Source organism: Sulfitobacter sp. W074 (assembly GCF_025142275.1).
GTDB lineage: Bacteria > Pseudomonadota > Alphaproteobacteria > Rhodobacterales > Rhodobacteraceae > Sulfitobacter > Sulfitobacter profundi.
In genome coordinates this window covers 2,050,605-2,067,590 of the sequence record NZ_CP081130.1, presented here as the reverse complement: position 1 = coordinate 2,067,590, position 16,986 = coordinate 2,050,605, and the positions used below count along the sequence as shown (strand labels likewise).

The window sequence follows — 16,986 nt, the reverse complement described above, 5'->3', positions numbered from 1 at the left end:
CGCGCCAGAAGGAGACCGAAATGCTGAGCATCAAGAACCTGCAGGTGAAACTGGAAGAAGAGGACAAGCAGATCCTCAAAGGCGTCGATCTGGAAGTCGAAGCTGGCAAAGTACACGCCATCATGGGGCCGAACGGCTCGGGCAAGTCGACGTTGAGCTACGTGCTCTCGGGCAAGGATGGCTACGAGGTCACCGAAGGCTCCGCCACGCTCGAAGGCGAAGACCTGCTGGACTTGGAGCCCGAAGAGCGCGCCGCGGCGGGCCTTTTCCTTGCCTTCCAATACCCCGTTGAAATTCCCGGCGTCGGCAACATGACCTTCCTGCGCACCGCGGTGAACGCACAGCGCAAAGCGCGCGGCGAAGAGGAAATGTCGGCGGCAGACTTCCTTAAGGAAATCCGCGCCAAGGCGAAGGATCTGAAGATCGACGCCGACATGCTGAAGCGGCCTGTGAACATGGGCTTCTCGGGTGGTGAGAAAAAACGCAACGAAATCCTGCAGATGGCCATGCTTGAGCCAAAGATGTGCATCCTCGACGAGACTGACTCGGGTCTTGACGTTGACGCCATGAAACTCGTCGCCGAAGGCGTGAACGCCCTGCGCACCGAAGGCCGTGGCTTCCTTGTCATCACGCACTACCAGCGTCTTCTCGACCACATCAAACCCGATGTTGTGCACATCATGCACGACGGTCGCATCATCAAGACCGGTGGCCCCGAGCTCGCCCTTGAGGTCGAGAACAACGGCTACGCAGACATTCTCGCTGAGGTGGCATAATGGCCGAAGCGAAACTGCAAGAAACCCCGACCGAGGCGATGATCGCACGGCTCAGCCTGCCGCAGGGTGGTTGGGCCCAGGCGGCGCGCGAGGACGCGCTGGCGCGGCTCCGTGCCATGGGCCTGCCGCAACGCCGGGATGAATATTGGAAGTTCACCCGCCCCGACACGCTGACGCAACCCGAGGCGCAGCCTGCCGCGATTTTCGATCACGGCGAGGCGCCGCTTTTCGACGACACCGACCGTCTGCGTATCGTCTTTGTCGACGGTGAATTCGACGCCGAAGCCTCCGACGATCTGTCGCTGGAAGGCGTTAGCATCGAACGGCTCGCGGCGGCGGACAGCGACCTGCATTGGGCGCGTGACCTCTATGGTGCGCTGGAAAAGAACGGCCAGACACCGGTTCAACGCCCGCTGGCAGCGCTGAATACAGCCTTCGCGAGTGACGGGGTGCTGATCCATGTCACCGGTCAGGTGAGCAAGCCGATCAATCTGGTTTATAACCATAAATCAGAGACTTCGGATGCGATGTTGCACCACGTTGTGAAGCTCGAAAAAGGCGCCGAAGTGACGCTTTTGGAGAACGGCCCGGCCGCCGCGCGCTTCAACACCGTGATGGAGGTTGAAGTGGCCGACACCGCGCGCTTCCACCATGTCCGTGCACAGGGCCGCGATCATGAGCGTCGGGCCGCGACACATATCTTCACCCGTCTCGGCAGCGAGTCGCTGTTCAAGAGCTTCACCGTTACCGTGAACGGCGCGCTGACGCGCAACGAATGTGTGATCGAGCTCACCGGCGATGATGCCTCGGCCCATGTGGCTGGTGCCTGCGTCGGCGATGGTGACTTCCATCATGACGACACGGTTTTCATCACCCATGACGCGGTGAATTGCGAAAGCCGTCAGGTCTATAAGAAGGTGCTGCGCAACGGTGCGACTGGCGTGTTCCAAGGCAAAATCCTCGTTAAGGAAGGCGCGCAGAAGACCGATGGCTATCAGATCAGCCAGTCGCTTTTGCTGGACGGCGACAGCCAGTTCCTCGCCAAGCCTGAGCTTGAGATCTACGCTGATGACGTGGCCTGTTCGCATGGCTCGACCTCTGGTGCGATCGACGAAGAGGCGCTGTTCTACCTCCGTGCCCGCGGCGTGTCTCATGCCGAGGCGACCGACCTTCTGACATTGGCCTTCCTTGCCGAAGCGGTGGAAGAGATCGAAGCCGAAGGTCTGCGCGAAGAGATCAACGGGCGTCTCAGCTCGTGGTTGGAGCGTCGTAGCAGCTGATGGCTGTCACCAGCGATATCGTTGCGACCTATCGCGGCCCCGGCAAAGTGATGTCGGGGCTGTTGGCGCAGGGCCGTAACGAGGTGCGCGTTCTGATGTTCGCGCTCATGGCGGGGCTGCTGATTTTCGTGGCCCTGTCCCCTTATCAAGCCCGCGCGGCGCATCTTGACCCCGAAGGACCGCTGGCCGTGCGGCAGTATTGGAGCGCGTTTTTCTGGATCTTCGTGATGCCGATGCTGCTCTATGGTCTGGCGGCGATGGTCTGGGCGATCAGCCGCATCGCGGGGCAGCGGCTCACTGGCTACGCGGTGCGCTTGACCTTGGTTTGGTCGCTGCTCGCTTCCGCGCCGATCCTGTTGTTGCTGGGCCTCGCGCTTGGCTTTATCGGGCCGGGCGTGCAGGCGCAGATTGTTGGCGTGCTCTGGTTGGCCGTGTTCTTCTGGTTCTGGATCGCAGGCCTGCTTGCGGCACAGCGGGGCTGAGATGGACAGCGCCGCCCTGATCCAACTCGCGCAAACCACATTGCGCAGCCCCCGCGCCGCAGCGCGGATGATCGCGGCCCTGCCTTTGGGCCGCGAGGTGATATGGACATCGCTCGCCTTGGTCGCGGCGCTGAACGCACTGGTGATCTCGGCGATGTTCGTGATCGCGCCGCCCGCCATGGCGTTGCCGAGTTATTTCCAATCGCCGCTGGTGCTTTTTGCGCTGCTGGCCGGTTTGATGGTCCTTTATGTTCATGCGCTGTCTTGGGTCGGCCGGGCCTTGGGCGGGCAGGGCGCGGCGGCCCCGCTTCTGGCGGCCGTGGTCTGGTTGCAGGCGCTCCGGCTCTGTGCGCAATTGGGGATCCTGCTGCTGACCATGGCTCTGCCGCCGGTGGCGCTGCTGGCTTCATTCGTCGTTACTTTTTGGGGTCTTTGGATCCTGCTGAATTTCGTGGCCGAACTGCTGCATCTGCCGGGGCTCTTCCATGCCGCCGCTGTGCTGGCAGGGGCCGCGCTTGGGGTCTTGCTGGGTCTTGGCCTCCTGCTGTCTTTGATCGGGCTGACCGCCCAAGGAGTTTGAAACATGTTCAACGTTGATGCTGTCCGGGCGCAGTTTCCGATCCTCGGCCGCGAGGTGAACGGCAAGCCGCTGGTCTATCTCGACAATGGTGCATCAGCGCAGAAGCCGCAGGTGGTGATCGATGCGATCACCCAAGCCTACGCGAATGAATACTCTAATGTTCACCGTGGCTTGCACTACCTTTCTAATCTAGCGACCGACAATTATGAAAGCGTGCGCGGGACTGTTGCACGGTTTCTCAATGCCGGATCAGAAGATGAAATCGTGCTGAACACCGGTGCCACCATGGGGATCAACACCGTGGCCTATGGCTGGGCCATGCCGCGGATGCAGGCCGGTGATGAGATCGTCCTGTCGGTGATGGAGCATCACGCCAATATCGTGCCATGGCATTTCCTGCGCGAGCGGCAGGGCGTGGTGCTGAAATGGGTCGACGTAGACGCCACCGGCGCGCTGGACCCGCAGGCGGTGATCGATGCCATCGGGCCAAAGACCAAGCTGGTTGCAATCTCTCATCTTTCCAATGTTTTGGGCACCAAAGTCGATGTGAAATCCATCACCGCAGCGGCGCACGAAAAAGGCGTTCCGGTGCTGGTCGACGGCTCGCAGGGGGCGGTGCATATGCCGGTGGATGTCCAAGACATCGGCTGTGATTTCTATGCCGTTACGGGGCACAAACTCTACGGCCCCTCGGGCTCAGGCGCGATCTATATCAAGTCCGAGCGGATGGCCGAAATGCGCCCCTTCATCGGGGGCGGCGACATGATCCGCGAAGTCAGCAAAGACGCAGTGAGCTACAACGACCCGCCGATGATGTTCGAGGCGGGCACCCCCGGTATCGTGGCCACCATCGGCTTGGGCGTGGCGCTGGATTTCATGATGGACCTGGGGATGGAGAAGATTGCCGCCCATGAAGATGATCTGCGCGACTACGCCGTGTCCCGTCTCAGCGGTCTGAACTGGCTTAACCTTCAGGGCACGACACCGGATAAGGCGGCGATCTTTAGCTTCACCTTGGATGGCGCGGCCCATGCCCATGACATTTCAACCGTGCTCGACAAAAAGGGCGTGGCGGTGCGGGCCGGGCACCATTGCGCGGCACCTTTGATGACGCATCTGGGGGTTTCTGCCACCTGCCGAGCGTCCTTTGGCATGTATAACACCCGCGCCGAGGTCGACACATTGGTTGACGCACTTGAATTGGCGCATGATCTTTTCGCCTAAGCTCAGTTTCGCCGCCCTTTCACCTGGATTTCCCATTGCAGGGGCGGCCCGCTCTGGCTATACCGCCCCTTAGTGGACCCTTAGCTCAGCTGGATAGAGCGCTGCCCTCCGAAGGCAGAGGCCAGAGGTTCGAATCCTCTAGGGTCCGCCATTAAATCAATCACTTAGCAAATCTGACTTTTCCGTGTATCTGTTACGCGTAACAGATACCGCTATCATTTAGCTCTTTCGACAGCTCGCAGCGCCGAATCTTGATAGTCGGGCGCTTGGTGGCCATAGACCTTTTCGATTGTCTCTGCGCTGGTGGCAAAGAACCCGGCAGCATCCCATATCGTCGCGCCATTGTGCAGCGCCCATGTGATAGCCGTATGCTTGAGCGTGTGAGGCGTCACGCCCTCTAAGCCCGCTTCGGCCACGGCTTTGGGGAACGCACGTTTAATGTCACCTATGCGGCCTCCCTGGTACTCTACGGCCCATGTGCAGCCCTCGGCCTTCCAGCGGCGCAGATGCGCGGCAAGCTGGCGGGGTATGCGTGACGGGGTTCGGCGCTTCTTGGTACTGCGCTCGGCATCGCTCTTGCGGTACATCACCCCCCGTTCCAGGTCGAACCAACCGCCAACCGTGTTCGGCTCAAACCCCATGCGCAGGATCGCGTCTTTGCGGGTGCCGGTGTAAAGGCCAATGAGGATGAATCGGGCAAGGTGCTGCGACTTGTGGCCCCGATATGCAGCCCAAAGCAGGCGGGCCGCTTCGTCGCGTGTGAGCCAGCGCAAGGTGCCTTCCGGCTTCGGGGGCAGGGTGACGATAGGCGCAGATGTCACATAGCCTTCCCGGTGCGCGTAATTCATTGCAGCCTGTAGGACGCCCAACTCACGACGGGACGTGGCAGGGGCATTGTCGCGCCATTTCGCATAGCGGCGGCAGGTTTCCCCCTTCACATGGGATAGTTTTAGGTCTGACCAAAATGGCAGCAGGGCTTCAATCGCGTAACCGATACGCACCGGATCGGCTACCGTGGGGGCGTGTTCCTCTGCATAGATAGCTAGCACTTCGCCGCAGGTTACGTTTTCCGGCTCATTGGCAGCACCTTGCCGCCCCCTTGTTGCGATGTACGCGGCGAGGGCTTTTTCAGCCTCGATGCGGCTTGTGCAGCCCGTTGAGCGATCGGGCTGTCCTGTGTCTCGGATGTACCAGTACTGGCGGTGTTTAAACTTGTGGAGCCTTGCTCCTTTGGCTGGTTGCGGCATTTTTTCAGCAACTCCGGTAGACGGTCACGTTCAATCCGAATAGCGCGGCCCATTCGGACAAGGAAGCCATGTTGTTCGGCAGCGGTCCGCAGGCTTGCTTTGGGGACGCCCAACTCCGCTGCGATCTCATCAATTTTGCAAAGTTGGCTCATTCAATCCTCCTCCCAGTGTGGTAGGTCAAAAATTCCAGCATCAACGTCCTCCCAGTAGGTCTGGCAATGGCGGCAATACTTGCTACCCTCATTGGCAGGGGTGGTGCAGGATGCGCAGAAAGTGGCCGCATGGTCTGCGCGCAGGTCTTCGGCTTCCGTAAGCGGGATGCGGGGCATTATTCGTCTCGCTCCTGAATTACTTCTCGCGCGCGAATGGATTCGGGCGATATCGCCTCCATCCAACGCTCGCATTTCTCCCACGCCGCCTCTGCCGCAAAGCTGTCGTGCCTCCGAATGGCTGAGCGCAGCTCGTTAAAGTCGCGACGGATTGTGGCGTACTTGACCTTACCGAAGCGGGTTTCAGTCATTGGCGGCCTCCCTTCGCTTTGACGGGCATGTACGGCCAGTCCCTGTCCTCGGATAGCGCCCGATCACGTAGGGCGCGCGCCTGAGTGCGGGTACCGACCCATGCATAATCGGTACCCCGGGTCCGGCAGGAACCGGACAGATGAAGATATTCACCTGTGTGCGGGTCCCTGAAGCGCACGCGGTTCTTAGGAACGCCTTCGTAGTTCGACTTCAGTTTGGGGCTGCCGATGGTGACCTGCGTCATGCGAAGGCCCTCCACAACAGGCCGGTAAGGGCTGCGGAAGTTAGCGCTCCCGTCAAGGCAGGGGTGGCAAGGTGGAATGCACGATCAATCAGGGACACTACAGACCCTCCTTCATGACGTCCGGAAGCCAACTATCGATCGCGGCAACCTCGTTGCGGCTCAATCCCAAAGCCTCCTGCGTACTGGCGTCGTTGAAGAGCTTCTCCAGCTCCTTGCGTTTTTCGCCCACCTTCAGCTTTGCGAACCGTTCCATCTGCTCTTCGCGCTCTTCGGTCACCACGAGCTCACGCCAAATGCTGTCGAGGGCTTCCGAGCGGCAGGCGTTGAAAAGGCTCTCCGCCGTCGGCGTCCAAATGGTGCGGGGGCTGACATCTAAACGGCGCAGCAGGGCGCGATTGGCGGGGCTCGCGAAAGGTGCGTTCATGGTCCGGGCGAGTAGGGTGGTCAGCACCTGATTACGGTGCTTTTTGCCCTTGGCCATAAAGGCATCGAACTCCTCGTCGAAATTCTCGTGGGATGCTGAGGCTTGTTCGTCGTCTTCGCCTGTCACCCGCTTGTCGATAGTGAGGCTGTTGGCGACTTCGGGCAGGCTCAACTGCTCTTCAGCTCGAATATTAAAAGGGCCAGCGAAACTTGGCATCTCGGTCCAAAGCTGAAAGGCTAGAAGGTCTAGCGCCAGTTCCGCCTGGGTGATCATCCGAGCCTGCAACGCCAGTCGTTCGATACGCCGAAGATCCTCGATGCCACTTTGAGTAATGGGCGGTTTGGGGGCGATCCTTTCGACCTCAACGTCATTTGTGTCCGTGCTTGAGCCATTGCCGCGGCTGGCGGGCAGATACGCTGAGCTGACCTCCAATGCGCCATTGCGATCTACCAATACAAAAACTGTTGCGGCGTCACGCTCGTCCTCTTTGTAGTCGCCCAACATTCGCTGTTCGAGGGCGTCAAACTCTGCTTTCTCTTCTTCAGTGAAGGTCTGGGTCTCGCCAATCTCGCAAAGCTCTGCATGTCGAGTGGCGTCGGCTTCAGGCAGTTCGACCGATTGGCGGAATATCCGGCTCATGCTCTCGGTGTGCTGGTAGCCTACCCATGTATCGAAGATCGGAATGACGCGGCCAAAACCTTCGGTTGCCTGAAGTTCCTCTGCCGCTTTCCGCAGCTTGATTTGGAACAGGTGATCCACGAGCTCGACATTGTGCAGGCGCGACTGATCGCTGAAGAGGTCCTCATCCAGTGTTCCACCTTCAGCCCGGTATAGGTCCAGCCCGATGTATCGCACGCGGCGATCGGAGGAGGGCAGGTTGCCTTCCATCAACTGATGTCGCAACCGATCTGCTGAATAGCGATGCTCTGTTGCTAGCTTCAGTGCTTCAGCCTCACGTTCTTCGCCGCCGGTGACGGTCAGGACCTGGGCAACATCGAGGGTGATCGATCCCGACCGCAAGGCATCGAGTGCCGCCGGAGACAGGCCTGCTAACTTTAGCCGGCGCTGCACGTGCGCTTTAGACTGACCAAAGGCGGCCGCGATCTGATCGGCATCACTGCCGTGGTCTGCCATGGCGGCATAGGCACGTATTTCATCTGCAGGATGCAGAGGGCGCTGCGTTGCGCCTTCGGACCCTGCCCAACTGCGCGCAAGGGCGGGATCGGTGGTCACGTTGACTGGTATCGCGTCGAAGTCGATGTCTGCGCTGTCGGCAAAATCGCTTCCTTGGGAGCGCAGGTGTTCGAGGGCACGCAGTCGCCGGCCGCCGGCGACAATTCCCAGTCTACCGTCCTCCTCCAGCGCGTTGAGGTTCTGCATCAACCCGTTCAGGGACAGTGAGATCGCGAGCGCAGCGATGTCCTCAGGGTCATGGACCTGACGTGGGTTGAAGGCATGAAGCGTGAGCTCATCCAGTGGTGCAGTGCGAGTGGTCGACATGGGGGTCTGGTCGGTCATGTTATTTCTCCAGCTGTGTGGTGGGTGAGGCCCAGAAGCTTTCGTAGGTCGTGCTGCATGGATTTTCTGCCGCACCTGAATCCGGCATAGATCGCCTGCTGCTGCTTTTCGGTGATGTGCTCCAAGAGCTTCACCGCGATGCCCGGGGTGGCAGCAAAGCGCTTGGGGATTTCGGAAACTTGTCCCGCAATCTCGGCGTCGAGAATGCGCCAGTCCGGACCATCATTCTGAATGTGGGAATACCGATCGTCGATGCGCACTGGAACAGACACGACTGGCCTCCTCGGTTAAATGGATTGCGCCCGCAACTCAGTTGCGGCGGGCGGGATGGTGTCGAGGTGCAATCCGAACGGAAGCCGTCCGCGCAGCACCCAAATGTGGAACATGTCGGCCTCATCGATCACATGTTCGCGCGGTGGGTAGACCTCGATCGCGGTCGCATCGAGCCCAGCCAGTTCATCCTTGATCCGCTGCATCTCGGGCCATGTCGGGCGCTTGCCTGATAGACTGCTGACGGCGAGATGCCTCACTCCCGCCTCGGCCTGTCGGTCGAGGACGCTGAAGACCTTGTTGCGGTGGGCTGTGGTGATGAAGGCCGCCCAACCGTCCCCAGCCTGTCCCGGCATAAACTTAAGCGTTTCCCATTCGCCCCAATCGCCGTTTCGTCGGCACTTCCTCTCGCGCGCCAAAATGGAAGCCTGAGCTTTTTTCGTCAGTCCCTGCATCGCTCTATTCATGGTGCCTCCGGGGATTGTTGGGTTGGTTCGCCAAGCGGAGCAAAACGTCCGCATGACAGGGCTGATCAGGGTGGCACCAGCAGGCGAGGTCTTTGCCTGCCAGGTCGTGTAGGCTGCGCCGGATAACTGTCCGTTTCGCTGCCATGCTCTCGCGGGTTTGCCCTTGCGGAACACCCCTATCTTCGCCCCGCATCCATCCCGAGAAAGCGTCGACCGCCGCGCCGCGCCCGTCGCCATATCCGGCATCAGCGGCCGCGCGGAAATCAAACGGGTTGCCCCATTTTGTTGGCCGCGCCACTACTTTCGCCCCCTCGGGCTTACGCCAGCCTTTCGTCCGTTTCAGTTGGATGCGCTTTGGCACGATGCCTCCGGGTTAAGTGGGCTGGGATGAGAGGCTTTCGCCTTCCCATCCATGCGGCATTAGGAACCCCGCCGCGCCGCGGTGACCTCCGCCGCCATAAGTCGCGGCAATCTGCGAAACGTCGAGGCCATCTCCGCGCGAGCGAAGTGAGAATGCCCGGCCGCTTGGACCGTCAACATAGGTGGCCGCAAATGGTTCGCCCTCGGCCATCGTGCCAGCCGTATCCGACGCCAAGGCGTAGGGAGCGGCAGCCACTGGCACATCATGCCACCCGATCACCATGCGCCGCTTCGACACGTCGATTACCTGCCGCACAAGTTTGTCGTGCGCGCGCAGAATGGCCTCGCCTTCGGCGGAGACACGTCCGATGTCGGCATCGGCTTGAAGCCGCGCGGCCAGCTCGTGCCATGTGTTCCACGTCATCTCGTGTGACCCAATAACAGCATTGATCTGACGTGAATGGTCGATAGACCAGCGCCACAGGTCGCGGTCTGCGACGACGTCGATCAGGAATGGCCGCGAGCCTTGGTTGAAGTAATCCCACGCCATCTGCGCGCCGCTGCGATCCATGTCGAACAGGGCGACGGGGTTGCCCGCAGCGCCTCGGTGTAAATCCCAGCCGCCGACCGGCGCCGGGATCCCCTTCAGGTCAGCCTCGGCAGTCTTGTGGTGGTCGAGGATGATGATCGACCGGGCGTTCTGGGCCATGCGCTCCAGCACCGGACGCTTGTAACTGAAATCTACGACAATCACGTCCGCCCCTGTCACGTTCGGCGGTTCGTCGCCATATCCTGCCGGTATGTATTCAACGCCCTCTCCGAGGCCTTCGCGAACGGCCCACGCTGCGGTGAAGCCATCGGCGCAGTTGGCGTGGTAAATGCAAATGGTTCGGGTCATTGTTGTCTCCGGGTGCAATTGAATTTGGATGCGCGGATGCGCTGGAAGTCTCTGTAGAGTTGCGATCCGCGTGGTCCCCACGACAGTTTCCATGGGCCGATGTGCAGCGTGAAAATGTGAGACAGGGTCAATCCTACCGTCCACTCTTCAATTTCAACTCTGCTCCAGATCATGATGTCGCCTTTCTCATCCTGCGAGTTCGGTTTCTTGCGCCAACACGAGACGCGCGAGTTCTTTGATTCGGCCTTCGTTGACTGGAGTGGCCTCGCCCATCCCGCCGAACGGGTTGAGGAGGCCATGACTTTGGGATGCTTTGAGGCCAAGCGTGGACATGATGGCGGGGTCTGACCCGCCATCCGTGTGCAGATAGTGGGCTGTGACGGGGTGCTGCTGGCCGCGCCGGTGTAGGCGACCTGTGAACTGTGTGTGTACTTGGGGTGACCAGTCCAGCTCCGCATAGACGATGTGTGTCGCCCTCTGCTGGAGACCATCCAGTCCAGCCCCAGCTCGCAGAGACATCAACATGATGTTTGTGTCGCCGTTGATGAAGGCAGCCTTCGACTGCTTCTTTGCTGCCGCGCTCTCGCTCCCTGTGAACATGACCGGGTTAAGGTCGGCGAGGCGTTCGTTCAGAATACGGTACACCTCGCGGTGCCAGGCGCCCACTAGAACCGCTTCTCCAGCCTCGGACAGTGTGCGGACGTAGGCGGCAACAGAGCGGGCCTTGGCGATGCCCGTCTCCTGTCGCATAAGCATGTCAAGTTCGCGGGCGGCTTGGCCTCGCTCATGAAAGCTACCCGACAGAACGCGTTGCGCTAGGAGGCGTTGGAGATCGCGGTCGGATATGACTGCTCCATCATCCCAGTCTACCTCGATCACTGTCTTTGATAGACGCGGCAGGGTAGACGCGACTTCGGCGTCCTCATGGGTGCGACGCAGTGCAATACCTTCCTCTTGAAGGTATGCCCCTAGAGCTTCTGGTTCCTTCACTATCCAATGGGCCCCGTGCGTGGCGCACCAGTTTATCTGAAATTCCATCCAAGACCCAAGCGCGCCGGGTGCTATGCACTCAACCACGTTAAAGATTTCGGACCCATAGTTGTAGATCGGCGTCGCGGTGAGCCCCATTCGGTTCTCTACCACTCCGCAGATGGATGCTGCGGCCCGTCCTTTGTCGGTGGCAGTCCCATGGCGCAGCTCTTGGATTTCATCGAAGATCACTGTCTTGATCCCCAAGGGCTCAAACATGTCCACCCACGCACTGATATTGCTGTAGCGGAAAACGTAGAGATCAGCGGGTGGCAAGGCGCGGGCTTTGCGATCCTTTACCTCGATCGCTCGCAGGTGAGTGAACCTCTGGATGTAGTCGATCACCCATTGGGCTGAGAGGTGAGGCTGCACGACCACTGCGGCTGGGAGACCCCATCCGTCAGCAATCGATGCCAACGCTGATACCGTCTTGCCTAGCCCAACATCATCCAAAAGCAGCAACCGGCCTGTGGCGCGTAACATTTCAGCGGCTCGGCGCTGATAAGGCATGGCAGCCTCGCCATCCTTAAAGCCGGGACGCTCTGGTGCGACGTAGGCCACATCGCGGAGCGCATCCATCTGGGCTTGCGCGTGTCTGTAGTTGCGTACCCCGGTAGAAAGGCGGCACTGCGTCTCCTGATCCATAGTCAGCGGAAAGCGTTGCATGAACCAGTCAAGGTCGGCAGCAATATCGGGCCGATCCTTCAGGTGAAATGGCGGCACTGTTCCAGTTGGGATGCCTTTGAAGACATCCTTGAACCGAATAGAAACGTGCGGCTTGAGGTCGGACACGACCCATCCGGTTTCCACTCTGTGCAAGTAACCGTTGGTCATAGCCAGCCTTTCGACAGATCGGCGATGATCAGGGGCTTGCCGCCCACTTCGGAAACGTCGGGAAACGCCGTTCCAGTGGCCAACACCAAGGCTGCAATTTCAGGGAGGGTGGCGTAGCGCTCCAGCTGGCGCCAGATGTCTCGCCGTCGGTGACCCACTTTTATCTCAACGCCGACCTTTCCGCTCAGTATGTCGATCCGCTCAGTTGATGTGATGCGCGCTTCATTTACGTGCTCTATTCCTGCATCGGTCAATGCCGTGCTTATCGCCCGATGGGCTGCGGCCTCGGTGGTCAAGTTGACGCGAGCGTGACTGATCGCATTAGCGATACGCCTGGCGAGGATGGCTGGTTCTGTCACGTGGCCTCCGCTTGGGAATAGGTGGAAAGGGTTTTTTTGGTCAGCACGCGCCGCAGTGAAGCGCGAGGTGAGGCATGATCTGAATTTGCGCGATCGCGGTGCTTGCGGCTGTGGCGATGCTTGCGAGGAAGGCGGCGAGCAGCATGGCGCAAAGGAAAACAACCAGATACGCAGGCCACCGTCTGGATTGTGTCCTTCGCGAAGGCTCATGGAGCCAAGGCCCACTGCCGTCGAGCCCGCGGAGCTTCTCAAGAGAAAATGGGTGCTGGTCCTGCATGGCTTCGTTCTCCAATGTTTCGGTGTTGTCGCGTGGCGGAAACGGGTTCATGCCGCAGACTTCGAAAGGGTGGCGCGCAGTTCTCGCGCGCGCTCTGCATCCTCACTGCTCCCATCGAGCATGAGTATCGTGTCGCAAGCCGCGATAATTGCGGTATCTGAATGGTGGCAACAGTCAGCAATGATGCCCCGGGCATAGGTGAGATCGGCTTCATCCTTGGTCATCATCAGAACAATCCTTTCTGGGGATCTTCACCTGGACGAATGATCGCAACACTTTCGAGGATGAGATGCGGTGCGCCGGTGCTTTCAGCGAGCTGACTGTTTGCCCGAGATGTATCCTCAAAGGTGCTGTAGCGCTGGCGGGGCTCAGTCCTGGCCCCGGGGCCAGCAGGTTTGCGACAGATCATCCAGAACCGAGCGAATTTGGGCAGTTCTGACATCACGCCACCTTTTCAGGGTTTGTGGCGGTCGCGGCAGTGCATAGGGCGGCGGCGGGCTCTTTTGGGCACGTCGGCTGGATCAGGACTGTAACCTCACCCGGGAAATAGTTCTGATGGATTACGCCGTGGCAGAGCTTTCGATCGCATCGCAAAAGGTTGCGCCACTTTGCGATGTGAAAGCTGCCGTGCATAAGGCCGATCGGTTCATTTCGGTGGGGGGCACCAATGCTAAATCCAGCATCTCGGGCCGCATTGATCGCGCTGTCGAGATCGGGGAACGATAAGTTCATGCCGCGTCTCCACCGCTGCTTTGGGCAACATGACGGCGGATACGCTCCCGAATGCGCTCGGCTCGGCTGTCGAAGTCGGCAGCAATCCGGTTTGATGGCTTCGATGAAACCATATGTGCTGGCGATCCAAGGCGGTCGAGTTCAACGCGATTGCCGCGCTCGGCCATGAGAATATCCCATGCGCAGGCGAGGATGGCAGGTTGGCTGTGGAAGCGCTCTGGATTGGTGACAACCGAGTGTGCGGTTTGTGATGTGCAAGTTCGCATCGCGATCTCCATAGACGATTCAGGATGGAGCGATACTTATACGCAATATGCGTAGTGTCAATTAGTATTATACGCAAAAAGAGTAGTTAGCGGAGCTGGCGCACGCTGCATAATAGCAGCCAGCAAAGAAAAACCCGCCACGGGGGCGGGTCTGACTTTCCGGATAGAGGAAAGCTAACTATGCGGCGGCCAACCTGTATACCTCAACGTCATCCTCTTCACCGATAACCTTAGCAACCTCTCGGATCATCTGCGCCTTTGGGTCAAGGTGCTTTGTGTCAGCGAATACGGCATGAAGGGTAACATCGGATCGGCGTCCTAAATCGGAGAACATTAGGAACTTCGCGGACACAGAACCTGAGTGGTTTGCCACCGGCTCGAATATGAGCTTTCGATTGTTCCGGAGATCGACCACGTTATGTACATCCCAGTCAGCTCGCTCACCGTGGATTGAAATCTCGCGATGAACATTGGAATCTGGGAAGGCCATTCGAACGCGGTTGTAGACGATCTCTTGTCGTTTGCTTTCACGTCTTACCGCGTCATTCAGTACAGCGGTGGCAGCGGATTTAGCGGAGGCATTCGCAACGGCAATGAGCCCCGCCGCAAGCGAACCGATTGGCAGCCTCAAGGCAAGCACTGCATGCCCGTCGAACTTTAAGCCATGCCTTCTTGCTTCAGCTTCGGCAATCTTCCGATATCCCGTGTCGGGACATAGCTGTTCAGCCTCCCAAAGTCCCATACCCATGTCCGAAATCACAACCTCACGCTCACCGACGGATATCTCCATAGTCGTAAGTGCGCCACTAGGGTACTGAACTGGGAGGGACACAAGCTGTCGCTCGCCATCAGCCCAAGTGAAGGTGAGGCCCTGCAGAGCTTCATTGGCTATTTGCTCTATTCTGCGGTTCACAGAAGCATTCCTTGTTCCGGCGGTAGCGGTAGATCCGGCGGTCTTTCGATGTTGATCTTATCACAGAAATAATCAAGTGCGGCCTGATATCCTGGAAGGTGTACAGATATTGGTCTCGCGAACTTTGAGGGTTGCCTATCATCGATCCTATCCCAAAATCCATGCTCATGGCTTTTTCCTGGGCGGAACATTCTGCCGCTGTCTGGATCATCACGCTTGAGTGGATTGCTGTGTGGTGCGGTTGGGTTCAAGTCGAGGGCATATATTCGGTCTTTCTGCTTGAAGCCCGGCCTTCCGAGAAGCAGCAGGTAGGATATCTTATCTTGTGATCCTGACGATATTCGAACGCACATAGTCAAAAGGTTAATCTTTGCGTGCAGGGCATCGAAGCCGCAAGTAATAGAGCGAGCACCGTTGTCTTCACCCCACGCACCGATAGCCACTGTTTTTCGGATGGCGAAAAGCTCTTGAGCCAGTCCATCGTCGAAGATCATACGTGCTGCGCCATACCGGCCGGCATGTGTACCCGTGCCCGCGCAGCCCAATTCGGTCCTAACCACCTGCCATGCTCAATCTTGACGCGAAGCAGTTGGTCGGACAGTGTGAACGGAAGGCGAACAGAGGTTATTTTATGACAATGAATTTTGATGTTGGGGAAGACGCTGCGTTGCTCGAGGTTTTGAAAGAGGCGCGCCATAAGTCGGGACTTCCTCTCGACTTCTGGGCTGATTTTACTGAGGGGCTTGATCATAGCTCAGTCGCGATCCTATGCGGTAGGTCGGACCTGATACCAAAGTACGTGAACTCCAAGGGGATCGAATAGACCTTTCGAAGCTTTTTCGCGACAGAGAGCGGCAAGTCTCGGTTTCCGTTTTCGTAGCCGCCCCAAGCTTGCGGCGACATATCGAGCTTAGCTGAAAAATCTTTCTTATTCAGACCGCTAATCTCACGTATCCGCGAAATTCGCGCGGCTACCGCTTCGCGTTTATCCTGCTGATCTTCAAGCACAACATTCCCCATTATGGTTGGGGTAATTCTAGATAAACAGCTTGCGGATCGCATTTAGCCATTTGCGTATTGACCGCGATACGCAATATGCATAGTTTTGCGGCATGAATGAAATTCTTAACATCTGGCCTACGATGGCAGACTTGGCCAAGGATATCGGTAAGCCGTACTCTACTGTTGCTGCCTGGAAGGCTCGAGGAAAGATCCCAGCTGACCATGACTTCGATCTGATCGAGGCCGCCGAAAAGCGGGGTCGGGCGCTCACGCTTGAGCAATTGGCTGAAGCCCGGAGAAGCACGGCCTCCGCGCCATCGGACGCCGCCTGATGCTGCGTCCTTCTCTTCCTCTCTGTCAAAAACCTCTGTCATGCGCTGAGCCTGCGACGGTCACCGCATCAAAGCCATGGGAACACTGATGAAAATTTCCACTGAAGCGCTGTCGGACAAAATTGACGCCGCGTTGCGTCTGCGGGTTGGCCACGGCAAGACATACTCGTTTGAAGCACTGGAGGAGGTTACCGGTATAAGGGCTCGTACCCTGCGCAGCTACGTGGAGGGCGGTACGCCTAGCGCTGCCGGTCTGCTCTCGCTATTCGCCGCACTGGGGCCGGGGTTCACCTCTGACATCCTGAGCATGATTAGCCAGTCTGCGCGCAAAGGCGACGACAGCGAACCTGAGCACATGCCAACGCTGTGCGCTGCTACTGCATTTTCTTCGCTGTTGGCGGATGCGCTAACGGATGGTCACGTAGATCATCGCGAAGCTGCTGGTCTCCGACCGATCGCCGTCGAGCTGATGGAGCTGCTGGCACCCATAGCCGCTGGCGGGAAGCCGTCGGTCGTGCGGACTGGGGGTGCGGTATGAACGCCCGAGCTAACGAGCAATGCGTCGCACAGTTACCTATCGACGATAAAGCGATACCGACGATCATTCGGCACATCGCTGTCGGAGCCCATGCCGCCTATGATGGGCAAACCTGTCTTAGGGTTGATGCTGAGTTCACGGTCGAGGCTGTCAGTCATGAACTGCGCAGCGATTTGCGCAGCTTCATACGGGCTGGCAAAATTTTCACAAGTGGCGCAACCAACGGTCTGGGGAGGAGCATCACCTTCGACACCGCCGTCTATCGAGGCACGGCAGAAACCGCAAAGAATATCATAGCCGGAGGTATCCCCGGTGTTTGAATCGTCTGTCACCGCGATCTCCTCTCGTGCTGCTGGGCGCGCGCGGCAGGAATCCAACCTGCCGTCGAGCACACTCTCAACACATGGGGGCGG

At 58.8% G+C, this 16,986-nt stretch carries 23 protein-coding genes and 1 tRNA gene; 9 read left to right on the top strand and 15 right to left on the bottom strand.

What is annotated here, in order from left to right; translation table 11 throughout:
• The first annotated feature begins 20 nt into the window (after positions 1-20).
• From sufC to K3762_RS10240, 6 genes are all read left to right on the top strand, one after another.
• Positions 21-776, top strand: coding sequence for a Fe-S cluster assembly ATPase SufC (gene sufC, locus K3762_RS10265; protein WP_067625310.1), 756 nt, complete (start codon positions 21-23; stop codon positions 774-776).
• Positions 776-2,056, top strand: a complete 1,281-nt coding sequence (sufD, locus tag K3762_RS10260; RefSeq protein WP_260009379.1) for a Fe-S cluster assembly protein SufD — start codon at positions 776-778, stop codon at positions 2,054-2,056. Before sufC ends, sufD begins: the two co-directional genes overlap by 1 nt.
• Positions 2,056-2,538, top strand: coding sequence for a hypothetical protein (locus tag K3762_RS10255; RefSeq protein ID WP_067625316.1), 483 nt, complete (start codon positions 2,056-2,058; stop codon positions 2,536-2,538). Before sufD ends, K3762_RS10255 begins: the two co-directional genes overlap by 1 nt.
• Position 2,539: 1 nt before the next feature.
• Positions 2,540-3,118, top strand: a complete 579-nt coding sequence (locus tag K3762_RS10250) for a YIP1 family protein (protein WP_132443349.1) — start codon at positions 2,540-2,542, stop codon at positions 3,116-3,118.
• A 3-nt stretch (positions 3,119-3,121) separates the two neighbouring features.
• A complete protein-coding gene (locus tag K3762_RS10245; protein ID WP_132443350.1) occupies positions 3,122-4,342 on the top strand; it encodes a cysteine desulfurase in 1,221 nt (406 codons plus the stop codon).
• Between the two features lie 74 nt (positions 4,343-4,416).
• Positions 4,417-4,493, top strand: a tRNA-Arg gene (locus K3762_RS10240).
• 64 nt (positions 4,494-4,557) lie between these two features.
• Here the strand turns inward: K3762_RS10240 and K3762_RS10235 are convergent.
• The 10 genes from K3762_RS10235 to K3762_RS10190 form a co-directional block, all read right to left on the bottom strand.
• Entirely contained in the window at positions 4,558-5,589 is a 1,032-nt protein-coding gene (locus tag K3762_RS10235) for a site-specific integrase (protein WP_260009375.1), read from the bottom strand.
• Positions 5,590-5,917: 328 nt separating this feature from the next.
• Entirely contained in the window at positions 5,918-6,109 is a 192-nt protein-coding gene (locus tag K3762_RS10230) for a hypothetical protein (protein WP_260009373.1), read from the bottom strand.
• A 342-nt stretch (positions 6,110-6,451) separates the two neighbouring features.
• A complete protein-coding gene (locus K3762_RS10225; protein ID WP_260009371.1) occupies positions 6,452-8,296 on the bottom strand; it encodes a ParB N-terminal domain-containing protein in 1,845 nt (614 codons plus the stop codon).
• A complete protein-coding gene (locus tag K3762_RS10220) occupies positions 8,293-8,568 on the bottom strand; it encodes a hypothetical protein (protein WP_260009363.1) in 276 nt (91 codons plus the stop codon). The genes K3762_RS10225 and K3762_RS10220 overlap by 4 nt, the downstream gene beginning before the upstream one ends.
• A gap of 15 nt (positions 8,569-8,583) precedes the next feature.
• The gene (locus tag K3762_RS10215) at positions 8,584-9,021 is read right to left on the bottom strand and encodes a hypothetical protein (protein WP_260009361.1); all 438 of its coding nucleotides are present in this window, start codon (positions 9,019-9,021) and stop codon (positions 8,584-8,586) included.
• Between the two features lie 4 nt (positions 9,022-9,025).
• On the bottom strand, positions 9,026-9,394 hold the full coding sequence (locus K3762_RS10210; RefSeq protein WP_260009359.1) for a DUF4326 domain-containing protein: 369 nt from the start codon (positions 9,392-9,394) through the stop codon (positions 9,026-9,028).
• A gap of 12 nt (positions 9,395-9,406) precedes the next feature.
• On the bottom strand, positions 9,407-10,291 hold the full coding sequence (locus tag K3762_RS10205; protein WP_260009356.1) for a phosphohydrolase: 885 nt from the start codon (positions 10,289-10,291) through the stop codon (positions 9,407-9,409).
• 186 nt (positions 10,292-10,477) lie between these two features.
• Positions 10,478-12,154, bottom strand: coding sequence for a DEAD/DEAH box helicase (locus tag K3762_RS10200; RefSeq protein ID WP_260009354.1), 1,677 nt, complete (start codon positions 12,152-12,154; stop codon positions 10,478-10,480).
• Positions 12,151-12,513 carry a hypothetical protein gene (locus K3762_RS10195; RefSeq protein ID WP_260009352.1) on the bottom strand — a complete coding sequence of 121 codons (363 nt, stop codon included), beginning with the start codon at positions 12,511-12,513 and terminating at the stop codon, positions 12,151-12,153. Before K3762_RS10195 ends, K3762_RS10200 begins: the two co-directional genes overlap by 4 nt.
• Positions 12,514-12,837: 324 nt before the next feature.
• Positions 12,838-13,017, bottom strand: a complete 180-nt coding sequence (locus K3762_RS10190) for a hypothetical protein (protein WP_260009350.1) — start codon at positions 13,015-13,017, stop codon at positions 12,838-12,840.
• Between the two features lie 328 nt (positions 13,018-13,345).
• Between K3762_RS10190 and K3762_RS10185 the strand changes: the two genes are divergently transcribed.
• Complete coding sequence (locus K3762_RS10185) at positions 13,346-13,516, top strand: hypothetical protein (protein ID WP_260009348.1); 171 nt, start codon at positions 13,346-13,348, stop codon at positions 13,514-13,516.
• A gap of 2 nt (positions 13,517-13,518) precedes the next feature.
• Here K3762_RS10185 and K3762_RS10180 read toward each other — a convergent pair whose 3' ends face one another.
• The 4 genes from K3762_RS10180 to K3762_RS10165 all read right to left on the bottom strand — a co-directional run bounded on the left by K3762_RS10180 (position 13,519) and on the right by K3762_RS10165 (position 15,721).
• A complete protein-coding gene (locus tag K3762_RS10180) occupies positions 13,519-13,800 on the bottom strand; it encodes a hypothetical protein (protein WP_260009346.1) in 282 nt (93 codons plus the stop codon).
• A gap of 166 nt (positions 13,801-13,966) precedes the next feature.
• A complete protein-coding gene (locus tag K3762_RS10175; RefSeq protein ID WP_260009344.1) occupies positions 13,967-14,701 on the bottom strand; it encodes a hypothetical protein in 735 nt (244 codons plus the stop codon).
• Positions 14,698-15,195, bottom strand: coding sequence for a hypothetical protein (locus tag K3762_RS10170; protein WP_260009341.1), 498 nt, complete (start codon positions 15,193-15,195; stop codon positions 14,698-14,700). Before K3762_RS10170 ends, K3762_RS10175 begins: the two co-directional genes overlap by 4 nt.
• Positions 15,196-15,448: 253 nt before the next feature.
• Positions 15,449-15,721: a helix-turn-helix domain-containing protein gene (locus K3762_RS10165; protein WP_260009332.1), complete on the bottom strand. Its 273-nt coding sequence runs from the start codon at positions 15,719-15,721 to the stop codon at positions 15,449-15,451.
• A 92-nt stretch (positions 15,722-15,813) separates the two neighbouring features.
• Between K3762_RS10165 and K3762_RS19675 the strand changes: the two genes are divergently transcribed.
• Positions 15,814-16,035, top strand: a complete 222-nt coding sequence (locus K3762_RS19675) for a carph-isopro domain-containing protein (RefSeq protein WP_409202455.1) — start codon at positions 15,814-15,816, stop codon at positions 16,033-16,035.
• Between the two features lie 88 nt (positions 16,036-16,123).
• Positions 16,124-16,573, top strand: a complete 450-nt coding sequence (locus K3762_RS10155) for a hypothetical protein (RefSeq protein ID WP_260009329.1) — start codon at positions 16,124-16,126, stop codon at positions 16,571-16,573.
• Positions 16,574-16,605: 32 nt separating this feature from the next.
• Here the strand turns inward: K3762_RS10155 and K3762_RS10150 are convergent, their stop codons facing one another.
• Complete coding sequence (locus K3762_RS10150) at positions 16,606-16,905, bottom strand: hypothetical protein (protein ID WP_260009327.1); 300 nt, start codon at positions 16,903-16,905, stop codon at positions 16,606-16,608.
• Between the last annotated feature and the right edge of the window lie 81 nt (positions 16,906-16,986).

Bases quoted from the DNA above. Each gene is read 5' to 3' on its own strand.
- K3762_RS10225 (WP_260009371.1), bottom strand. From the start codon at position 8,296: ATGACCGACCAGACCCCCATGTCGACCACTCGCACTGCACCACTGGAT.
- sufD (WP_260009379.1), top strand. From the start codon at position 776: ATGGCCGAAGCGAAACTGCAAGAAACCCCGACCGAGGCGATGATCGCA.
- sufC (WP_067625310.1), top strand. From the start codon at position 21: ATGCTGAGCATCAAGAACCTGCAGGTGAAACTGGAAGAAGAGGACAAG.
- K3762_RS10155 (WP_260009329.1), top strand. From the start codon at position 16,124: ATGAAAATTTCCACTGAAGCGCTGTCGGACAAAATTGACGCCGCGTTG.
- K3762_RS10200 (WP_260009354.1), bottom strand. From the start codon at position 12,154: ATGACCAACGGTTACTTGCACAGAGTGGAAACCGGATGGGTCGTGTCC.
- K3762_RS10250 (WP_132443349.1), top strand. From the start codon at position 2,540: ATGGACAGCGCCGCCCTGATCCAACTCGCGCAAACCACATTGCGCAGC.
- K3762_RS10185 (WP_260009348.1), top strand. From the start codon at position 13,346: ATGGATTACGCCGTGGCAGAGCTTTCGATCGCATCGCAAAAGGTTGCG.
- K3762_RS10205 (WP_260009356.1), bottom strand. From the start codon at position 10,291: ATGACCCGAACCATTTGCATTTACCACGCCAACTGCGCCGATGGCTTC.
- K3762_RS10190 (WP_260009350.1), bottom strand. From the start codon at position 13,017: ATGATGACCAAGGATGAAGCCGATCTCACCTATGCCCGGGGCATCATT.
- K3762_RS10170 (WP_260009341.1), bottom strand. From the start codon at position 15,195: ATGATCTTCGACGATGGACTGGCTCAAGAGCTTTTCGCCATCCGAAAA.
- K3762_RS10235 (WP_260009375.1), bottom strand. From the start codon at position 5,589: ATGCCGCAACCAGCCAAAGGAGCAAGGCTCCACAAGTTTAAACACCGC.
- K3762_RS10215 (WP_260009361.1), bottom strand. From the start codon at position 9,021: ATGCAGGGACTGACGAAAAAAGCTCAGGCTTCCATTTTGGCGCGCGAG.
- K3762_RS10255 (WP_067625316.1), top strand. From the start codon at position 2,056: ATGGCTGTCACCAGCGATATCGTTGCGACCTATCGCGGCCCCGGCAAA.
- K3762_RS10180 (WP_260009346.1), bottom strand. From the start codon at position 13,800: ATGGAGATCGCGATGCGAACTTGCACATCACAAACCGCACACTCGGTT.
- K3762_RS10165 (WP_260009332.1), bottom strand. From the start codon at position 15,721: ATGGGGAATGTTGTGCTTGAAGATCAGCAGGATAAACGCGAAGCGGTA.
- K3762_RS10230 (WP_260009373.1), bottom strand. From the start codon at position 6,109: ATGACTGAAACCCGCTTCGGTAAGGTCAAGTACGCCACAATCCGTCGC.
- K3762_RS10245 (WP_132443350.1), top strand. From the start codon at position 3,122: ATGTTCAACGTTGATGCTGTCCGGGCGCAGTTTCCGATCCTCGGCCGC.
- K3762_RS19675 (WP_409202455.1), top strand. From the start codon at position 15,814: ATGAATGAAATTCTTAACATCTGGCCTACGATGGCAGACTTGGCCAAG.